We start from the raw sequence: 16,819 nt of genomic DNA, 5'->3' as shown, positions 1-16,819 counted from the left end.
TATATAAGACTTGAGAGGCATCGAAACCCCGCCACTTTTGCATCGCAACACTTGTGTGCGCGTGCGAACTGCCTCAAAATTACACAGTTTCTATTGACCCCACCCAATCTAGGGAGATCTCATGCTTGAGTCCTATCGCCAACACGTTGCCGAGCGCGCAGCGTTGGGCATTCCTCCACTGCCTTTGTCTGCCCAGCAAACCGCTGATCTGGTTCAGCTGCTGAAGAACCCACCCGCTGGCGAAGAAGAATTTTTGCTGGACCTGATCACCAACCGCGTACCTGCCGGTGTAGATGATGCCGCCAAAGTAAAATCTGCCTTCCTGGCCGCAATCGTAAACGGCTCAGACACCTGCAAGCTGATTGACCGCAAGAAAGCGACTTTCCTGCTGGGCACCATGCTGGGTGGTTTCAACATCAAGCCACTGATTGATGCCTTGAACGACGCTGAAGTGGGCGATATTGCTGCTGAAGCCTTGTCCAAAACCCTGTTGATGTTCGATTACTTCCACGACGTGAAAGACCTGGCCGACAAGGGCAGTGCAACCGCCAAGAAAGTAATGCAAAGCTGGGCCGACGCTGAATGGTTCACAAGCCGCCCCGAAGTGCCACAAAGCATCAAGCTGACCGTGTTCAAGGTAACCGGTGAAACCAACACCGACGATTTGTCGCCTGCGCCTGATGCCTGGAGCCGCCCTGACATTCCTTTGCACGCCTTGGCCATGTTGAAAAACCCACGCCCCGGCATTGAAGCAGACGAGCCCGGCAAGGTTGGCCCTATCAAGCAACTGCAAGCCTTGATCGCCAAAGGCAACCCGATCGCCTACGTGGGCGACGTGGTGGGTACCGGTTCCTCACGCAAGTCAGCCACCAACAGCGTGTTGTGGTTCACTGGTGATGACATTCCTTTCATCCCCAACAAGCGTTTTGGCGGATATTGCCTGGGTAACAAAATTGCCCCCATCTTCTTCAACACCATGGAAGATGCAGGCGCACTGCCAATCGAACTTGATGTCAGCCAAATGGACATGGGCGATGAAATCGAGTTGCGCCCATTCGAAGGCAAAGCCCTGAAAAACGGTGCAGTGGTTGCTGAGTTCAGCCTGAAAACCGATGTGTTGTTCGACGAAGTACGTGCTGGTGGCCGTATTCCCTTGATCATCGGCCGTGGCTTAACAGACCGCGCACGTGCTGCTTTGGGCCAAGGTCCAAGCCCTGTGTTCCGTCGTCCATCCGCTCAGGTTGATTCCACCAAAGGCTTCACTTTGGCGCAAAAAATGGTGGGTAAGGCCTGTGGCTTGCCCGCAGGTCAGGGTGTTCGCCCCGGCATTTACTGTGAGCCTCACATGACCACGGTCGGTTCGCAAGACACCACTGGCCCCATGACCCGTGATGAATTGAAAGACCTGGCCTGTTTGGGCTTCTCTGCTGATTTGGTGATGCAGTCGTTCTGCCACACAGCCGCATACCCCAAGCCCGTGGATGTAAAAATGCACCACGAGCTGCCCGACTTCATCGAAAACCGCGGTGGCGTGGCCTTGCGTCCTGGCGACGGCATTATTCACAGCTGGTTGAACCGTTTGTTGATGCCTGACACTGTGGGTACTGGCGGCGATTCACACACTCGTTTCCCAATCGGTATTTCATTCCCCGCAGGTTCAGGTTTGGTTGCGTTTGCCGCGGCCACGGGCGTGATGCCTTTGGACATGCCTGAATCCGTGTTGGTGCGCTTCAAAGGCGAAATGCAACCGGGTGTAACGCTGCGCGACCTGGTGCATGCCATTCCGTTGTACGCCATCAAGGCAGGTTTGCTGACCGTTGAAAAGAAAGGCAAGAAGAATATCTTCTCCGGCCGTATTCTGGAAATTGAAGGCTTGCCCAAACTGAAAGTGGAGCAGGCCTTTGAATTGTCTGACGCCTCGGCAGAGCGTTCAGCCGCAGGTTGCACAATTCATCTGGACAAAGAACCCATCATTGAATACATGACTTCCAACATCACTTTGATGAAGTGGATGATTGCGCAGGGTTACCAAGACGTGCGCACGCTGACCCGCCGAATCAAAGCCATGGAAGAATGGATTGCCAAGCCTGAACTGCTGAAGGCCGACGCCGATGCAGAATACGCAGCCGTGATTGAAATCGACCTGACTGACATCAAAGAGCCGATTCTTTGCTGCCCGAACGATCCCGATGATGCCAAATTCCTGAGCGAAGTAGCTGGCGACAAGATCGACGAAGTGTTCATCGGTTCTTGCATGACCAACATCGGCCATTTCCGTGCAGCTGGCAAAGTGCTGGAAGGTAAAAGCGATATTCCAACCCGCTTGTGGATTGCACCACCCACCAAAATGGATCAGCACATTTTGACCGAGGAAGGTTACTACGGTATTTTGGGCCGCACTGGCGCACGCATGGAATTGCCAGGCTGTTCCTTGTGCATGGGTAACCAGGCACAAATCCGTAAGGGCTCAACGGGTGTGTCCACATCCACGCGTAACTTTCCGAACCGCTTGGGTATAGACACCCGTGTCTATTTGGCCTCAGCGGAATTGTCAGCAGTGTGCGCGCTGATGGGCAAGATCCCGACAGTGGAAGAGTACATGGAGCAGGTAAAAATGCTGGGCAATGTGTCCGCGGAAGTTTACCGCTACATGAACTTCGACCAAATTCAGGAGTTTGTGGACATTGCAAACAAGGCTGAATTGACAGTCTAAGTTGCCAGATTGTCACAACAGTGTCATAAAAAAAGCCACCTTCGGGTGGCTTTTTTATGTTTGCTCGATCCGTTCTTTTCGAGGACGCTGGTTTTTCTTCGGTTTTCGGCTGACTTGCAAAAGCAGTTCTTTCAAGGTTGAGTGGATCACGTTGATTTCAGCCAGTTTGCCCAAGCGGCAAATGTCCCTGTGATTTGAAAATTTCACACGCATGTCGCTGTGGTCTTCTTCAAGAAACAGAATATTGGCAGCGGGAAAGTTTTTCTCCAGCTTGCTCAATGCGCCTTCTTCAAAGTCTTCCATGATGTTCATGTCACAAATCACGAGCTTGGCGCGTGAAAGTTCTGTGAAATCCAGATCGATGCTGCGAAATGAATGAACAGATTTCTCACCCAAGCCACTGAGAAAACGTTGGTAAGCCATTGTTTTTATAGGGTAGTCGCTAAATACTACACAAGCGATAAGCGGAGGTTTCATGTCGTGCAGCCAAAGCAATTAAAGTTTCGGATGCCTTATTCTTCCTGTTTCTAATCAGGGTGGGTATTACCTGAGTGGGGTAAGATATTCACTTACATTCATGACCCCCCAGTTTTTCGGAGACACAATAAAAATGGCAGGTTTCAAAGAATATGACCAGTTCGACGCCCTTGGTCTTGCCGAGTTGATCAACAAAGGCGAGGTGAGTGCAGCCGAATTGCTTGAGGAGAGCATCTCACGCACGGAAAAGGTCAACCCGCGAATTAATGCGGTGATTCGTCCCATGTACGACATTGCCCGTGCTCGCGCCAAAGAGTCAGTAGAGGGACCCTTTGCAGGTGTGCCATTCTTGTTGAAAGACTTGATTGCCAGTTATGCCGGAGTTGAGATGAGTTGCGGGAGTCGTTTTTACAAAGGCTTTGTGCCCTCCGAAGACTCTGAATATGTAAAGCGTTTCAAGCGGGCGGGGCTGAACATTTTTGGCAAAACCGCCACACCAGAGTTTGGCATTACGCCATCCACCGAACCGGAATTGACCGGACCATGCCGCAACCCGTGGGATCCTCTGCGCAGCCCTGGCGGTTCCAGTGGCGGTGCCTCATCAGCCGTGGCTGCGGGTATTGTGCCCATGGCGAGTGCAAGCGATGGTGGTGGTTCAATTCGGGTGCCTGCGTCGTGTACAGGTTTGTTTGGCTTGAAGCCCACTCGTGGGCGCGTACCATCGGGTCCGGATCAGGCTGACGGCTGGTTCGGATTCATTGCTGAGCATGTGGTGTCTCGCACTGTGCGGGATTCCGCACACATGCTGGATTGTTTGCATGGCAATTACCCAGGTCAGTTACTGCGCATTGCGCCGCCTGCAAAAACTTACGCGGCGGCTGTTGAGGCAAAACCAAAAAAGCTGAAAATTGCATATTCACTCGACCCCGCTTTGGGCGATTCCCTGCATGCGGATTGTCAGGAAGGCGTGCTTGAAACAGTGAAGTTGCTTGAAAGTTTGGGCCACACCTGTGAGGAAGTACGTTTGCCCATCAACAAGGAAGAATTTATATACGCTTACACCGTATTGGTGTGTTCAGAAATGGCCGCCACGCTGAAAGAAGGGGAGCGCATATTGGGAAGAAAAGGCAAGGCGTCGGATTTTGAAGCGCGCACTTGGGCCTTGATGAAATTGGGCCGTAGTTTTAACGGAGGCGATGTAGCCAATGCAGTATGGACCATGGCCCAGTTCTCTCGCCAGTGGATGACATTTTTTGAGCCCTACGATGCACTACTGACCAGTACGTTGGGTGAGTTGCCGATCGCAGTGGGCGGACTTCGCCCGACTTCGCAAGAAATGATTGAATTGAAGGCACTTAGCTACTTGCCCATTGGTTTCATCGCCAAGCAGAAGGATTTCGTACTGAAGGCAGGGCGGCGCGTGTATCAATATTGTTCTCAAACCATGCCTGCAAACGTCACGGGACAACCGTCCATGAGTGTGCCTTTGCACTGGAATGCGCAAGGCCTTCCAGTGGGTATGATGTTCACTGGGCGTTTTGGTGAAGAGCATGTTTTATTCAACCTGGCAGCTCAGTTAGAACAAGCCAAGCCTTGGGCAGGCAAACGCCCACCCATTCATGCCGGTAATGCCAGTTAACCAAATCGGTTGGAACTGGAGATTGCCTGCATGGACATGACAATGGGTTCAACCAGCTTGTTTTGAATCTCGGGGCCCGCCTGCTGGTGGGCCTTGAGTAATCCAATTTGCATGGCATGTGCAGCTTGGGTCAATGGTTTCTTTACAGTCAGTATTTCCGCATCGACGGGATTGTGATCCATCAAATCGTTGGTTTGTTTGATGTTCAAGATCATTTCTTTGGTCAGTTCGTACTCATTCTTGATTTTCTCAAATACGCCTTGCGATTTAGCAGGTGCCAATTTGGCATATTGTTGCGCAATTTGCATGTCAGCTTTTTGCAGGGCCGTGGCGGTTCTGTCGACAAAGCTTTTGAAGAAAGGCCATTCCCTGTACATGGTTTGAAGTTGCTCGGTTCGTTGTGCGGGTGTGGTGTTTGTATCTGTTGATTGATCGACAAAGTTTTTTAGTGCACTGCCAGTACCAAAGAATGCAGGCATAGCGCTTCCTGATTGATACCAGGCGCCCACCCACGGAATGGCTCGAAGCTTGTCAAGAACAAGGCTGCCTTCTGCTGAATTTGCACGTGAGGCCGGGCGGCTGCCTGCATTGGATTTGCCCACAAATTCAATGGGTGTGCTGCGTTGAAAAAATTGAGGAAGCTCGGGATTGGTGTAAAGGCTTTGATAGCTGTCGCGAGCGTGTTGGGCTAGTAATTCCATGGTGTTGGCATATTTTGCAAGCTGTTGGTCTGAGCCTGTTGCCATGGTTTCAAGCGTGGATCCCACCATGTCTGCAAGGTTGGATTGTGAGATTATTTTGGTGCCGAATTTGGCAGGTACTTCTTCACCTTGCTCGGTTTGCCGCATGCCAGTCAGCAAGCTGGCGCCGTTGCCTGATTTAATTTCCTGTGCATATGAATCGCCCGATCCCCTGGCCTCAGTGCCGCCTCGACCATGAAATACATGCAATTTCACACCATTCTGTTTTGCTACTTCAAGCATTTTGGCTGTACCTTCGTACACCGCCCAACTGGAGGCGAGCGGTCCGTCCAAGCGGTTGCTGTCGGAATAGCCCACCATGATTTGTTGTTGATTCCCGCTGGCTTGAAGTGCTTGTAGGTACCAAGGGTGATTCAGCATGCTGTTCAGAATGGTTGGGCCATTGTGTAAATCATCCACTGTTTCTATCAGGGGCACTACATTCATCTTGACCCCATCACCATCGGCCAGGCCCGCATGCTTGAGTAGTAACATCACCTCAAGCATGTCACTCAAGGTTTCAGTGTTGGCTGTGATGCAGTTTTTCAGTGCCTGTGGCCCGTAGCTGTCATGAATGGTTTTGTAACTTTTGATCAATGCGATTTCACGATCAAATTCAGGATTGTCGATTTGACCATCGATTGGCGCATCGTTCAGCACAGTTTTGCTGGTATCAAGCAGCAAGTGGGTTAGCAGTGTTTGTTTTTCAAGTTCTCCCAGGCTTTCATAATTGCGGGGGCCACCCGATCTTCTCAACAACTCACCGACGGTTTTCTCATTCATGGCGCTGTTTTGGCGTATGTCGGTGCTGGCGCCGTGAAAGCCAATGCTGTCCGCGTCCAGTTTCAGCAAATCCAGTTTCTCTTGAACAATTCTTTTGTCGTCAGTATCCAAATTGCCAATATTCAATGATTCCAGATCGTGCAGCAATTCGTTCGCATTCAGGTATAAATCGCCTTGAATAGGTAGAGGGCCTTCGCCCACCAAATGCGCTCGGGTTCGTGCAAGTTTCTCCCGAATTAAACCAAGAGATTCCGAATGCCCAGCCTTACTAAGCAGGTTACCTAGGCTGCCTGGTTGAGTTGTTTTCTCTTTGCCTATTTTTTGTTCGAAGTAATCAAATGCAGCTGTGCTCAGGGTTTTGACCACGTCCTTCAATACGGCTGCATCAATATTTGGATTACCGTCCCGATCACCGCCCACCCAGTTGCCCGCTTCAACCAAAGGTTTCGACAATTTCAAATTGTTGGGTAAACCAGAAAGTTGTTGGTTGATCTGTTTGTGAATGTTGCGACCCGAGCTGTGCAGATGTCTGATATTGGACGAGAACTGATTCGCCTCGTCTTGCACACTGGGTTTTAGTTCTCGTACACCTTGAGTTTGCCAAAGTTCCTGACACACTTTCGCATTGCCATGGGGAGTTGCAATGTCGTCAAGTTGAGATAGCACAACCGCACTGGCCTGAGGTTTGTTGAAGTTTGTAGGGTGAGCAGTAAACACAGGGGAAATTGTGGTGTTCGACAGTTTTTGAATGATGGATTCTCCACCGCTAGTCGCGTGATCGATCAATGTTTTTAGCCCGTGCATCAACGATTGGTTGGCAGGTGAATCGTTGGCTTTTAAATGCCTCTCTGCTGCACTCAATATCATCAATTGGCTGTTCAAATATTTCAGAGCACTAACAATTATTTCCGGATCATTCTTATTGCTCTGAACAAATTCCTCTACACGTGCGTGAAGGTGCTCGAAATCTGGTTCATCCGCTTCAATCTGCTCAGCCAGTTCACCAGCCTGCTCAAACTTCATCGGGGGCAAGCTTTTCTGTAACTGTAGTTTTAAGTTCGTATGTGTATTTTGTCGAATGTCTTTGAGCTTACTGGCCAATGGACCAACAATCTTGGGCGATGCGGAGCCTGAGCCGCTTCTTCGCAAGGCATTGTTGGCTGCAGACATGGCGACTTGGGCGCTACTGTGGCTTGTAATTGCGCGAAACATGGTGAGGACTCCCATTTTAATTTTTGGAGCCATGAGGATAATTAGGGAGGAGTGACGTAATCAGAAAGAGGGGTAGGGGGATGTGAGTATTTGCTCACTCTGTTGCTAGTCGATATTGTTTTTGAAATTCTGGAGCTGCACTTCAGTTCTCGGCATTGCACCGAAAAAAACTGAAGTGCATGTAGTGGCAAGCTTGATCAGCTTGGTTCCATTATTTAAAAAGTATCGCTGGGTACGCGAACCCAGCCTTCCATCAATACGCGCGCACTGCGGCTCATGATGGCTTTTTTCACGGCCCACTGACCGTTTTCAAGTACAGCCTGCGCACCCACACGCAGTGTGCCGCTGGGGTGACCAAAACGAACGGCTTCACGTTCAGTTCCTCCTGCTGCAAGATTCACCAAAGTGCCTGGTACAGCAGCTGCGGTACCAATTGCCACCGCTGCAGTACCCATCATGGCATGGTGCAATTTGCCCATGCTCATGGCCCGCACCAGCAAGTCGATGCCTGCAGCTTCAACTACTTTGCCGCTAGAGCTGCTGTAGGTTTTTGGCGGGGCCACAAAGGCAACTTTGGGTGTGTGTTGGCGTTTGGCTGCTTCGTCCACGTGTTTGATCAAGCCCATCTTGACCGCACCGTGAGCGCGGATGGTTTCAAACATCGCAAGTACCTTGGGGTCGCTGTTGATGTCGTCTTGCAACTCGCAGCCCGTGTAGCCAATGCTGTCGGCATTCACAAAAATGGTCGGAATACCCGCATTGATCAAGGTCGCTTTCAGTGTGCCCACACCGGGTACTTCCAGGTCGTCGATCAAATTGCCGGTGGGGAACATGCTTCCACCACCATCGCCTTCGCCTTCATCTGCGGGGTCAAGAAACTCCAGCTGAACTTCCGCGGCAGGGAAGGTAACACCGTCGAGTTCGAAGTCGCCGGTTTCCTGCACAAGTCCGTCGGTAATAGGAACATGAGCGATGATGGTTTTGCCAATATTGGCTTGCCAAATACGCACCACACAAGTGCCGTTCTGCGGCACGCGGGCTGGGTCGACCAAACCACTGGCCACTGCGAATGAACCCACAGCGGAGGACAAATTGCCGCAGTTGCCGCTCCAGTCCACAAAAGCCTTGTCGATGGAAACCTGCCCAAACAGGTAGTCCACATCGTGATCGGCTTTGCTGCTTTTGCTCAAAATCACGGTTTTGCTGGTGCTGGAAGTTGCACCACCCATGCCGTCAATTTGCTTGCCATAGGGGTCGGGGCTGCCGATTACACGTAACAACAACTTGTCGCGTGCCTCGCCAGGCTTTTGGCATGCCTCTGGCAGGTCTTGCAGCCTGAAAAAAACACCCTTGCTGGTGCCGCCACGCATGTAGGTGGCGGGTACTTTTATTTGCTGGCTGGGTTTAACGCTCATGCTGCCTTTCCTTCCAGAAAGTCTTGTGCAAAACGCTGCAACACGCCGCCAGCTTCGTAAATTGACACTTCCTCAGCCGTGTCCAAACGGCAGGTCACTGGAAACTCGACACGCTCGCCATTCTTGCGGGTCATGACCACAGTCAGGGTTGCGCGCGGGCTGCGTTCACCCAACACTTCGAACACCTCTGTGCCGTCAATGTTGTAGGTGTGGCGTGCGTCGCCAGCCTTGAATTCCAGGGGCAGGGTGCCCATGCCAATCAGGTTGGTGCGGTGAATACGCTCAAAGCCTTCGGCGATAATCGCTTCCACACCAGCCAGGCGAACGCCTTTGGCGGCCCAGTCGCGTGAAGAGCCCTGCCCGTAGTCCGCGCCTGCAATAATAATCAGCGGCTGGCCACGGTCCATGTAGGTTTCAATGGCTTCCCACATGCGTGTTACCTGGCCCTCTGGTTCAATGCGAGCCAGCGAACCTTTTTTCACCTTGCCATCTGCATCGCGAACCATTTCATTCAGCAAGGTGGGGTTGGCAAAGGTGGCGCGTTGCGCAGTCAAATGATCACCGCGGTGCGTGGCGTAGCTGTTGAAGTCTTCTTCCGGCAGGCCCATTTTGTGCAGGTATTCACCAGCTGCGCTGTTCATCATGATTGCGTTGGACGGGCTCAGGTGATCAGTCGTGATGTTGTCACCGAGCACTGCCAGCGGGCGCATATTTTTCAGCGTGCGTGGTCGTGCGGCCAAAGCACCTTGACCTTCGGTGTCCCAATAGGGTGGGCGACGAATGTAGGTGCTCTGAGGGCGCCAGTCGTACAGCGGGCTTTTCGCTTCTTCAATGGCACCCAGGTCAAACATGGGGATATAAATTTCGCGGAACTGTGAAGGTTTCACGAATTCATTCACGATCGCATCGATTTCTTCATCTGAAGGCCACAGGTCTTTCAGGCGAATTTCTTTGCCGTTCACTACACCCAGTACATCGCGCTCAATATCAAAGCGAATGGTGCCCGCAATGGCGTAGGCCACCACCAGCGGCGGGCTGGCGAGGAACGCCTGCTTCGCATAGGGGTGAATGCGGCCATCGAAGTTGCGGTTGCCGCTCAATACAGCGGTGGCGTACAAATCGCGGTCGATAATTTCTTGCTGAATTTTAGGATCAAGCGCGCCACTCATGCCATTGCAAGTGGTGCATGCAAAAGCCACAATGCCAAAGCCCAGCTTTTCCAGTTCAGGCAACAGGCCTGAGTCTTTCAAATACAGCTCGGCCACTTTCGAGCCTGGTGCAAACGATGACTTTACCCAGGGCTTTCGCACCAGGCCCAGTTCATTGGCTTTGCGGGCCAACAGCGCCGCAGCCACTACGTTGCGTGGGTTGCTGGTGTTGGTGCAACTGGTAATGGCAGCAATAATCACGGCGCCGTCGGGCATCAAACCTTCAGCTTCTTGAGCGCGCGCGGCGTCCAGGTTGCCTGCAATGCCTTTGGCTGCCAAATCGCTTGTGGCCACTCGGGCATGCGGGTTTGACGGGCCAGCCATGCTGCGTACCACTTTGCTTAAATCAAATGTCAACACACGCTCGTATTCAGCACCTGTCATTTTGCCGGCCCACAAGCCAGTGTGTTTGGCGTAGTGTTCCACCAGCTTCACTTGCTCGTCTTCACGGCCAGTTAACTTCAGGTAGTCGATGGTTTGCTCGTCGATGTAGAACATCGCGGCGGTGGCACCGTATTCCGGGGTCATGTTCGAGATGGTCGCCCGATCACCAATCGTCAGGCTGTTGGCACCTTCACCGAAAAATTCAATGTAGGCACCCACCACGCGTTCCTTGCGCAAAAACGCAGTCAATTCCAGCACGATGTCCGTTGCAGTAATGCCAGGCTGACGCTTGCCAGTCAGCTCCACGCCCACAATATCGGGCAGGCGCATCATGGATGCACGGCCCAGCATCACGGTTTCAGCTTCCAGACCGCCCACGCCAATTGAAATCACGCCCAGCGCATCCACATGAGGTGTGTGGCTGTCTGTGCCCACGCAAGTGTCGGGAAAAGCTACACCATCGCGCACCTGCACCACTGGAGACATTTTCTCCAAATTGATTTGGTGCATGATGCCGTTGCCGGCCGGAATTACATCCACATTCTTGAATGCGGTTTTGGTCCAGTTGATGAAGTGAAAACGGTCTTCATTGCGACGTTCTTCAATGTCGCGGTTTTTCTGAAATGCGTCGGGATCAAAACCGCCACATTCCACCGCCAGTGAATGGTCTACGATCAATTGAGTTGGCACCACCGGGTTCACCAGCGACGGGTCTCCGCCTTCGTCTGCGATTGCATTGCGCAGGCCAGCCAAATCCACCAAAGCGGTTTGACCCAGAATGTCGTGGCACACCACGCGCGCTGGGTACCAGGGAAAGTCCAGGTCGCGCTTGCGGTACACCAATTGCTTCAGGCTGTCAGTCAGCGCAGCAGGTTCGCAGCGGCGTACCAATTGCTCGGCCAACACCTTGCTGGTGTAGGGCAGCTTGTCCCAGGCGCCAGGCTCGATTGCATCTACAGCCGATTGGGCGTCGAAGAAATCAAGCTGGGTACCGGGCAGATTTTTACGAAATTGAGTGTTCATAGATTATTTGCGATCCTTGATGGGGACAAATTTCTGATCTTCCGGGCCTGTGTAGTTGGCGCTTGGGCGAATAATCTTGCCGTCGATGCGCTGCTCGATCACGTGGGCGCTCCAGCCGGAAGTACGGGCAATCACGAACAGGGGGGTGAACATGGCGGTGGGTACACCCATCATGTGGTAGCTCACTGCGCTGAACCAGTCCAGGTTCGGGAACATTTTCTTGATTTCCCACATGGTGCTCTCAAGACGTTCAGCAATGTTGTACATCTTCATGTTGTTCTGTTCTTTGGACAAGTCTTCCGCCACTTTCTTGATCACCACGTTACGGGGGTCGCTCACGGTGTACACGGGGTGGCCAAAGCCGATTACTACTTCCTTGCGTTCAACACGGGCGCGAATATCGGCTTCCGCTTCATCGGGGTTGTCGTAACGCTTTTGAATTTCGAAGGCCACTTCATTGGCGCCGCCATGCTTGGGGCCACGCAGGGCACCAATACCGCCACAAATGGCGGAATACATGTCAGAACCCGTGCCAGCCACCACGCGGCTGGTGAATGTTGATGCATTGAATTCGTGTTCTGCGTAAAGAATCAGCGAGGTGTGCATGGCGCTAACCCAGCTGTCACGAGGCTTTTCACCATGCAGCAAGTGCAGGAAGTGGCCGCCAATTGAATCATCGTCGGTTTCCACTTCAATGCGCTTGCCGTTGTGGCTGTAGTGGTACCAGTACAGCAGCATGCTGCCCAGGCTGGCCATCAGCTTGTCGGCAATGTCGCGTGCGCCGGGGTGGTTGTGGTCGTCTTTTTCAGGTTGCAGGCAACCCAGTACCGAAACACCGGTGCGCATCACATCCATGGGGTGGGCTGAAGGGGGCAGTGCTTCCAGCGCCTGCTTCACGCCTGCGGGAATACCGCGCAATGCCTTCAGTTTTAGTTTGTAGCCAGCCAGTTCAGCCACTGTGGGCAGCTTGCCGTGCACCAGCAGGTAAGCAATTTCTTCAAACTCGGTGGTGGTTGCCAAGTCCAGAATGTCGTAACCACGGTAAGCCAAGTCGTTGCCTGTGCGGCCTACGGTACACAGGGCAGTGTTGCCAGCGGCTGTACCTGAAAGGGCGACTGATTTTTTGGGTTTGAAGCCAGGGGTTGTTGTTTGTTGCTCAGACATTTCTGTCTCCTGTCAAAATAATGTTTTATAACAATTGTTTATGTTGTTTTATTGAAGTCATTTCTGCTGAAACAAGGCATCCAGCTTCTGCTCAAAATCGTGGTAGCCAATGCTGTCATACAGCTCCATGCGGGTTTGCATGGTGTCCAGTACATTTTTCTGGGTACCGTCGCGGCGAACTGCTTCATACACATTCTGTGCTGCCTTGTTCATGGCACGGAATGCGCTTAGTGGGTACAACACCAGACCCACGCCTGCGCCTTTCAATTCTTCGGTGGTGAACAGGGGCGTTGAGCCAAACTCGGTGATGTTGGCCAATATAGGCACCTTCACCGCATCTACAAACTGCTGATACATGCTCAGTTCGGTCATGGCTTCCGGGAAAATCATGTCAGCACCAGCTTCCACGCAGGCGCAAGCCCGGTCAATGGCCGATTGCAAACCTTCCACGGCCAGCGCGTCGGTACGGGCCATGATTACGAAATCGTCTGAACCGCGTGCGTCAACTGCTGCCTTGATGCGGTCGACCATTTCTGCTTGGGTCACAATCGCCTTGCCGGGGCGGTGGCCGCAGCGCTTGGCACCCACTTGATCTTCAATGTGCATGGCAGCAGCACCGGCTTTCATCATGGCTTTGGTGGTGCGGGCAATGTTGAACGCTGATGAACCGAAGCCTGTGTCAACGTCGACCAGCAAGGGGGTGTCGCACACATCGGTAATGCGACGCACATCGGTCAACACGTCGTCCAGGCCAGAAATACCCAAGTCGGGCAGGCCCAGCGAACCAGCCGCTACACCGCCGCCGCTCAGGTAAATGGCTTTAAATCCAGCGCGCTTGGCCAGCAATGCGTGGTTGGCGTTGATTGCGCCGATTACTTGCAAAGGTTGTTCGTCTTTCACTGCCTGGCGGAAACGGGCGCCTGCGGAATTTTGGGTCATGGTGTTCTCCTTGTTGTATGTTTTTGGTAGTGCAGGGTTCATGCCAGTTGATTAAATTGTTTATAAAATCTTTTTAAATCAATATTTTTATAAGAATAATTAAGGTAATGTATATAATATTATTGTGTTCAATTGAAACATTGTTGTTTAAAATAAAACCTCTCAATGTTTTAAAAGAACAAGTCTTGTTTTAAATGAAACCTAGAATCGTAGTGTTCAGCATCAGTGCACTGGCGGGTACCCTAAGGGAAATTGCCCGTGACTATGCCGGTTCAGCCAATATTGAGCTGGTTCCCAAGGCCTATGAAGATGCCTTGGCTTACGCACGCAACCGCTATTACACCGACACGGCCGATGTCTTCATCGCCGCAGGTTCCAATGGCGCATTCTTGCAAAATCAGCTTGAGGCCCCCTTGGTGATCATCCGCACCGATGGTTTTGATGTGATGCAAGCATTGGCCTCTGCCAGAAAAGCGTCCGCAGCGGTGGGATTGGTCAGTTACGAGCATTCCTTCGAGGAGCTTGAACAATTTGCACGGGCGTTCGATGTGCCTTTGAACACCCGAACTTATCGCACACCTGAAGACGCGCGCCGCGCGGTACGGGAATTAGCCCAGTTGGGTGTCAAGGTGGTGGTTGGTTCAGGTTTGGTCACTGAAATTGCACAGGAAATGGGGCTGGAAGCCATTTTGATTTACTCCCGCCAAGGCGTTGTCAAGGCCTTTGAGGAAGCCATACGTCTGGCCAGTGCCAAGGCCTTGGGCGGAGTGCGTCGAAACAGCCAGGCCTACACGTATCACAACGAGCAAGATTTGATCGGCAACAGCAAGGCCGTAGAAAAGCTGCGCAACACGATTCGCCTGTGTGGCAGCATCGATTTTTCAGTGCTTATTCAAGGTAAAACTGGCGTGGGCAAAGAACTGGTGGCCCAATCCATTCACACGTCCAGTCCACGTGCAGGTAAACCGTTTGTGGCCATTAATTGCGCATCTTTGACTGAAAGCCTTTTGGAAAGCGAGTTGTTTGGCTATGAAGAGGGTGCGTTTTCAGGGGCCGTAAAAGGAGGGCGAGCCGGCATGTTTGAGAGCGCGCAAGGCGGCACCGTGTTTCTCGACGAAATTGGCGACATGCCTTTGGCTTTTCAAACGCGTTTATTGCGTATTCTCGAGGACAGCACCGTGCGCCGCATTGGGTCTGCTTCACCACGCAAAGTTGATTTTCGACTGCTTGCAGCCAGCAATGTGAACTTGCAGCAAGCGGTAGAAGAAGGGCGTTTTCGCGAAGACCTGTATTTCCGCCTGAATGAAATGTTGATCCATATACCGCCCTTGCGAGAACGCACCGAAGACATTGCCGAATTGGCGGGATACTTTTTGAGAACCACGCCAGTGCGAGTCAGCAAATCCAGATTCGACGAGTTTCTTCATCTGGCCCTGCCTATTCTTCAGTCATTGCCTTGGCCGGGCAATATTCGTCAATTAAAAAATGTGTGCCGCAGGGCGGCAGTCATGATGTTGCAAGAAAGTGATCTGTCGAGCTGGCCTACCTGGTTTCCAGATTTAATGGTTGACTCACAAAATTCAGCCCTGTCACCCGGGCAGTTGAAAGATTTGCCTGGCCCAATAGACTCGATGAATGCATTGGCCTTGGCATACAGCAGGGCGCCCAAGCATGGGCGGGCTGAGATTGTCCGTGAGGCACTCAAGGTGGTTGGTGGCGAAGTCAATAAAGTGGCTGAAGGTTTGGGAATTAGCAGATCAACTGTTTGGCGCTTGGGTAAAAGCGTTTAGTACCATGTCATATTCACCACCCATCCTGACCGAATCCGATGTTGAATTCACAGCCATTCGTGCCCAAGGTGCGGGTGGCCAAAACGTCAACAAAGTGTCCAGTGCCATTCATTTGCGTTTTGACATTCGTTCATCGTCTTTGCCTGAATTTATCAAAGAAAAATTGCTTGCTCTGCAGGACCAGCGTTTGACCAAAGAAGGCGTTATTGTCATCAAAGCGCAAACCACGCGTAGCCAGGAGCAAAATCGCGTAGACGCCCTTGCGCGCTTGAACGAATTGATTGCCGAGGTGGCCAAGCCCGTCAAGGTCCGCCGTGAGACCCGCCCAACTTTGGGCTCAAAGCGTCGCAGACTGGCAAGTAAAAACATTCGAGGGCAGGTCAAGGCGCTGCGTGGCAAGGTACAGGATTGACCGTTTTTACATGCAGTTCTTTCGCGCTATAGTGGGCGTGGAAAGTTATTTCGAACTGGAGTCGCGGTGTCGATTGATCACACTCACCCGGCCTTGCAGGGGCAAGTCACGGAAAATGGAAAGTATCAGGTTTGCCCGGCAAGTTCACCAGTCAATTGTTGGGTCGACAGCTTTTGGCAACTGACAGTGGGTTGGGGTGAATATGTGTATCGAAGCGTGCCCGACAACTGTGTCGATCTGATTTTCAATCTCGATGAGTTGTCAGATGCTTTTATCGTGACACCCTTTCTTTCGCCGATTGAATTCCCGATTTCTGGACCCGTAAAATATTTTGGAATTCGATTTTCGGCCCTGGGTTATCAGGGCTTGATCAAGGCACCCCTGGGTGAATGGTTGAATCCAGATTGCCATGTCAACGCCCATGAAATGCTTCAACCCTTGGTGATTGAGCATCTTCAAAAGACCCTGAGTCAAGGAAACAATTTTCTGGCGCGAACTGAAGGTGTTGCTGCAGCATTGCTTGTTTATTTGAAGCACCCCAAACTAGATCCCCGCTTGCTTCGTTTCATTCACTCCGCGTTGGATCCGAATTTCGGTGATCTTGGTGTTTCTCCACGCCAATTGCGACGAATCAGTCAACTTCATCTGGGCTTGTCGCCCAAAGAGTTTGCTCGGGTTACCCGGTTTCAGGCCACGCTTCAACAGTTGAGCACTTGCTCTCCATGGCCGGTATGGCCGCAGTTTTATTACGATCAATCGCATTTCATTCGAGAGTTCAAGAACTTCGCGGGGGCCACACCGGCCAGCTTTCTGAAAATGTCCGTTTTGTACAAGAAAACCCAAACCTCCTCCGAATAAACTTCAAGCTCCTCGTTTTAAAAGGAGTTGTCGCATGATTGCGTATTCTGGTCCAAATCGTC

At 52.0% G+C, this 16,819-nt stretch carries 11 protein-coding genes; 5 read left to right on the top strand and 6 right to left on the bottom strand.

What is annotated here, in order from left to right:
* Nucleotides 1–121 precede the first annotated feature (121 nt).
* On the top strand, nt 122–2,713 hold the full coding sequence (gene acnB / locus B4N58_RS06190; protein WP_291747065.1) for a bifunctional aconitate hydratase 2/2-methylisocitrate dehydratase: 2,592 nt from the start codon (nt 122–124) through the stop codon (nt 2,711–2,713).
* Nucleotides 2,714–2,767: 54 nt separating this feature from the next.
* Here acnB and B4N58_RS06185 read toward each other — a convergent pair whose 3' ends face one another.
* Nucleotides 2,768–3,190 carry a hypothetical protein gene (locus B4N58_RS06185; protein ID WP_291747063.1) on the bottom strand — a complete coding sequence of 141 codons (423 nt, stop codon included), beginning with the start codon at nt 3,188–3,190 and terminating at the stop codon, nt 2,768–2,770.
* A gap of 133 nt (nt 3,191–3,323) precedes the next feature.
* Between B4N58_RS06185 and B4N58_RS06180 the strand changes: the two genes are divergently transcribed.
* Nucleotides 3,324–4,829 (top strand): amidase, encoded by a 1,506-nt coding sequence (locus tag B4N58_RS06180; RefSeq protein ID WP_008248537.1) that lies wholly within the window; start codon nt 3,324–3,326, stop codon nt 4,827–4,829.
* Here B4N58_RS06180 and B4N58_RS06175 read toward each other — a convergent pair.
* From B4N58_RS06175 to prpB, 5 genes are all read right to left on the bottom strand, one after another.
* Nucleotides 4,826–7,564 carry a phosphoenolpyruvate carboxylase gene (locus tag B4N58_RS06175; protein WP_291747059.1) on the bottom strand — a complete coding sequence of 913 codons (2,739 nt, stop codon included), beginning with the start codon at nt 7,562–7,564 and terminating at the stop codon, nt 4,826–4,828. The two genes, B4N58_RS06180 and B4N58_RS06175, sit on opposite strands and share 4 nt — an antisense overlap.
* Nucleotides 7,565–7,779: 215 nt before the next feature.
* The gene (gene prpF, locus B4N58_RS06170; RefSeq protein WP_291747057.1) at nt 7,780–8,979 is read right to left on the bottom strand and encodes a 2-methylaconitate cis-trans isomerase PrpF; all 1,200 of its coding nucleotides are present in this window, start codon (nt 8,977–8,979) and stop codon (nt 7,780–7,782) included.
* On the bottom strand, nt 8,976–11,594 hold the full coding sequence (gene acnD, locus B4N58_RS06165; RefSeq protein ID WP_291747054.1) for a Fe/S-dependent 2-methylisocitrate dehydratase AcnD: 2,619 nt from the start codon (nt 11,592–11,594) through the stop codon (nt 8,976–8,978). The genes prpF and acnD overlap by 4 nt, the downstream gene beginning before the upstream one ends.
* A gap of 3 nt (nt 11,595–11,597) precedes the next feature.
* Complete coding sequence (prpC, locus tag B4N58_RS06160) at nt 11,598–12,758, bottom strand: bifunctional 2-methylcitrate synthase/citrate synthase (protein ID WP_008248527.1); 1,161 nt, start codon at nt 12,756–12,758, stop codon at nt 11,598–11,600.
* A gap of 57 nt (nt 12,759–12,815) precedes the next feature.
* A complete protein-coding gene (gene prpB, locus B4N58_RS06155; RefSeq protein WP_291747051.1) occupies nt 12,816–13,697 on the bottom strand; it encodes a methylisocitrate lyase in 882 nt (293 codons plus the stop codon).
* A gap of 194 nt (nt 13,698–13,891) precedes the next feature.
* On the opposite strand from prpB, the gene prpR reads away from it, so the two are divergent.
* The 3 genes from prpR (at nt 13,892) to B4N58_RS06140 (ending at nt 16,757) form a co-directional block, all read left to right on the top strand.
* Nucleotides 13,892–15,487: a propionate catabolism operon regulatory protein PrpR gene (gene prpR, locus B4N58_RS06150; RefSeq protein ID WP_291747049.1), complete on the top strand. Its 1,596-nt coding sequence runs from the start codon at nt 13,892–13,894 to the stop codon at nt 15,485–15,487.
* Nucleotides 15,488–15,491: 4 nt separating this feature from the next.
* Nucleotides 15,492–15,899 (top strand): alternative ribosome rescue aminoacyl-tRNA hydrolase ArfB, encoded by a 408-nt coding sequence (arfB, locus tag B4N58_RS06145; protein WP_291747047.1) that lies wholly within the window; start codon nt 15,492–15,494, stop codon nt 15,897–15,899.
* A 66-nt stretch (nt 15,900–15,965) separates the two neighbouring features.
* Nucleotides 15,966–16,757 carry a helix-turn-helix domain-containing protein gene (locus B4N58_RS06140; protein WP_291747044.1) on the top strand — a complete coding sequence of 264 codons (792 nt, stop codon included), beginning with the start codon at nt 15,966–15,968 and terminating at the stop codon, nt 16,755–16,757.
* Nucleotides 16,758–16,819 lie beyond the last annotated feature (62 nt).

The sequence above is a fragment of the Limnobacter sp. UBA3528 genome, from assembly GCF_002377005.1.
In the GTDB taxonomy this organism is placed as follows: Bacteria; Pseudomonadota; Gammaproteobacteria; order Burkholderiales; family Burkholderiaceae_B; genus Limnobacter.
Note: the sequence above shows the minus strand (reverse complement) of the source record. Positions and strands in the feature narration are given on the sequence as shown.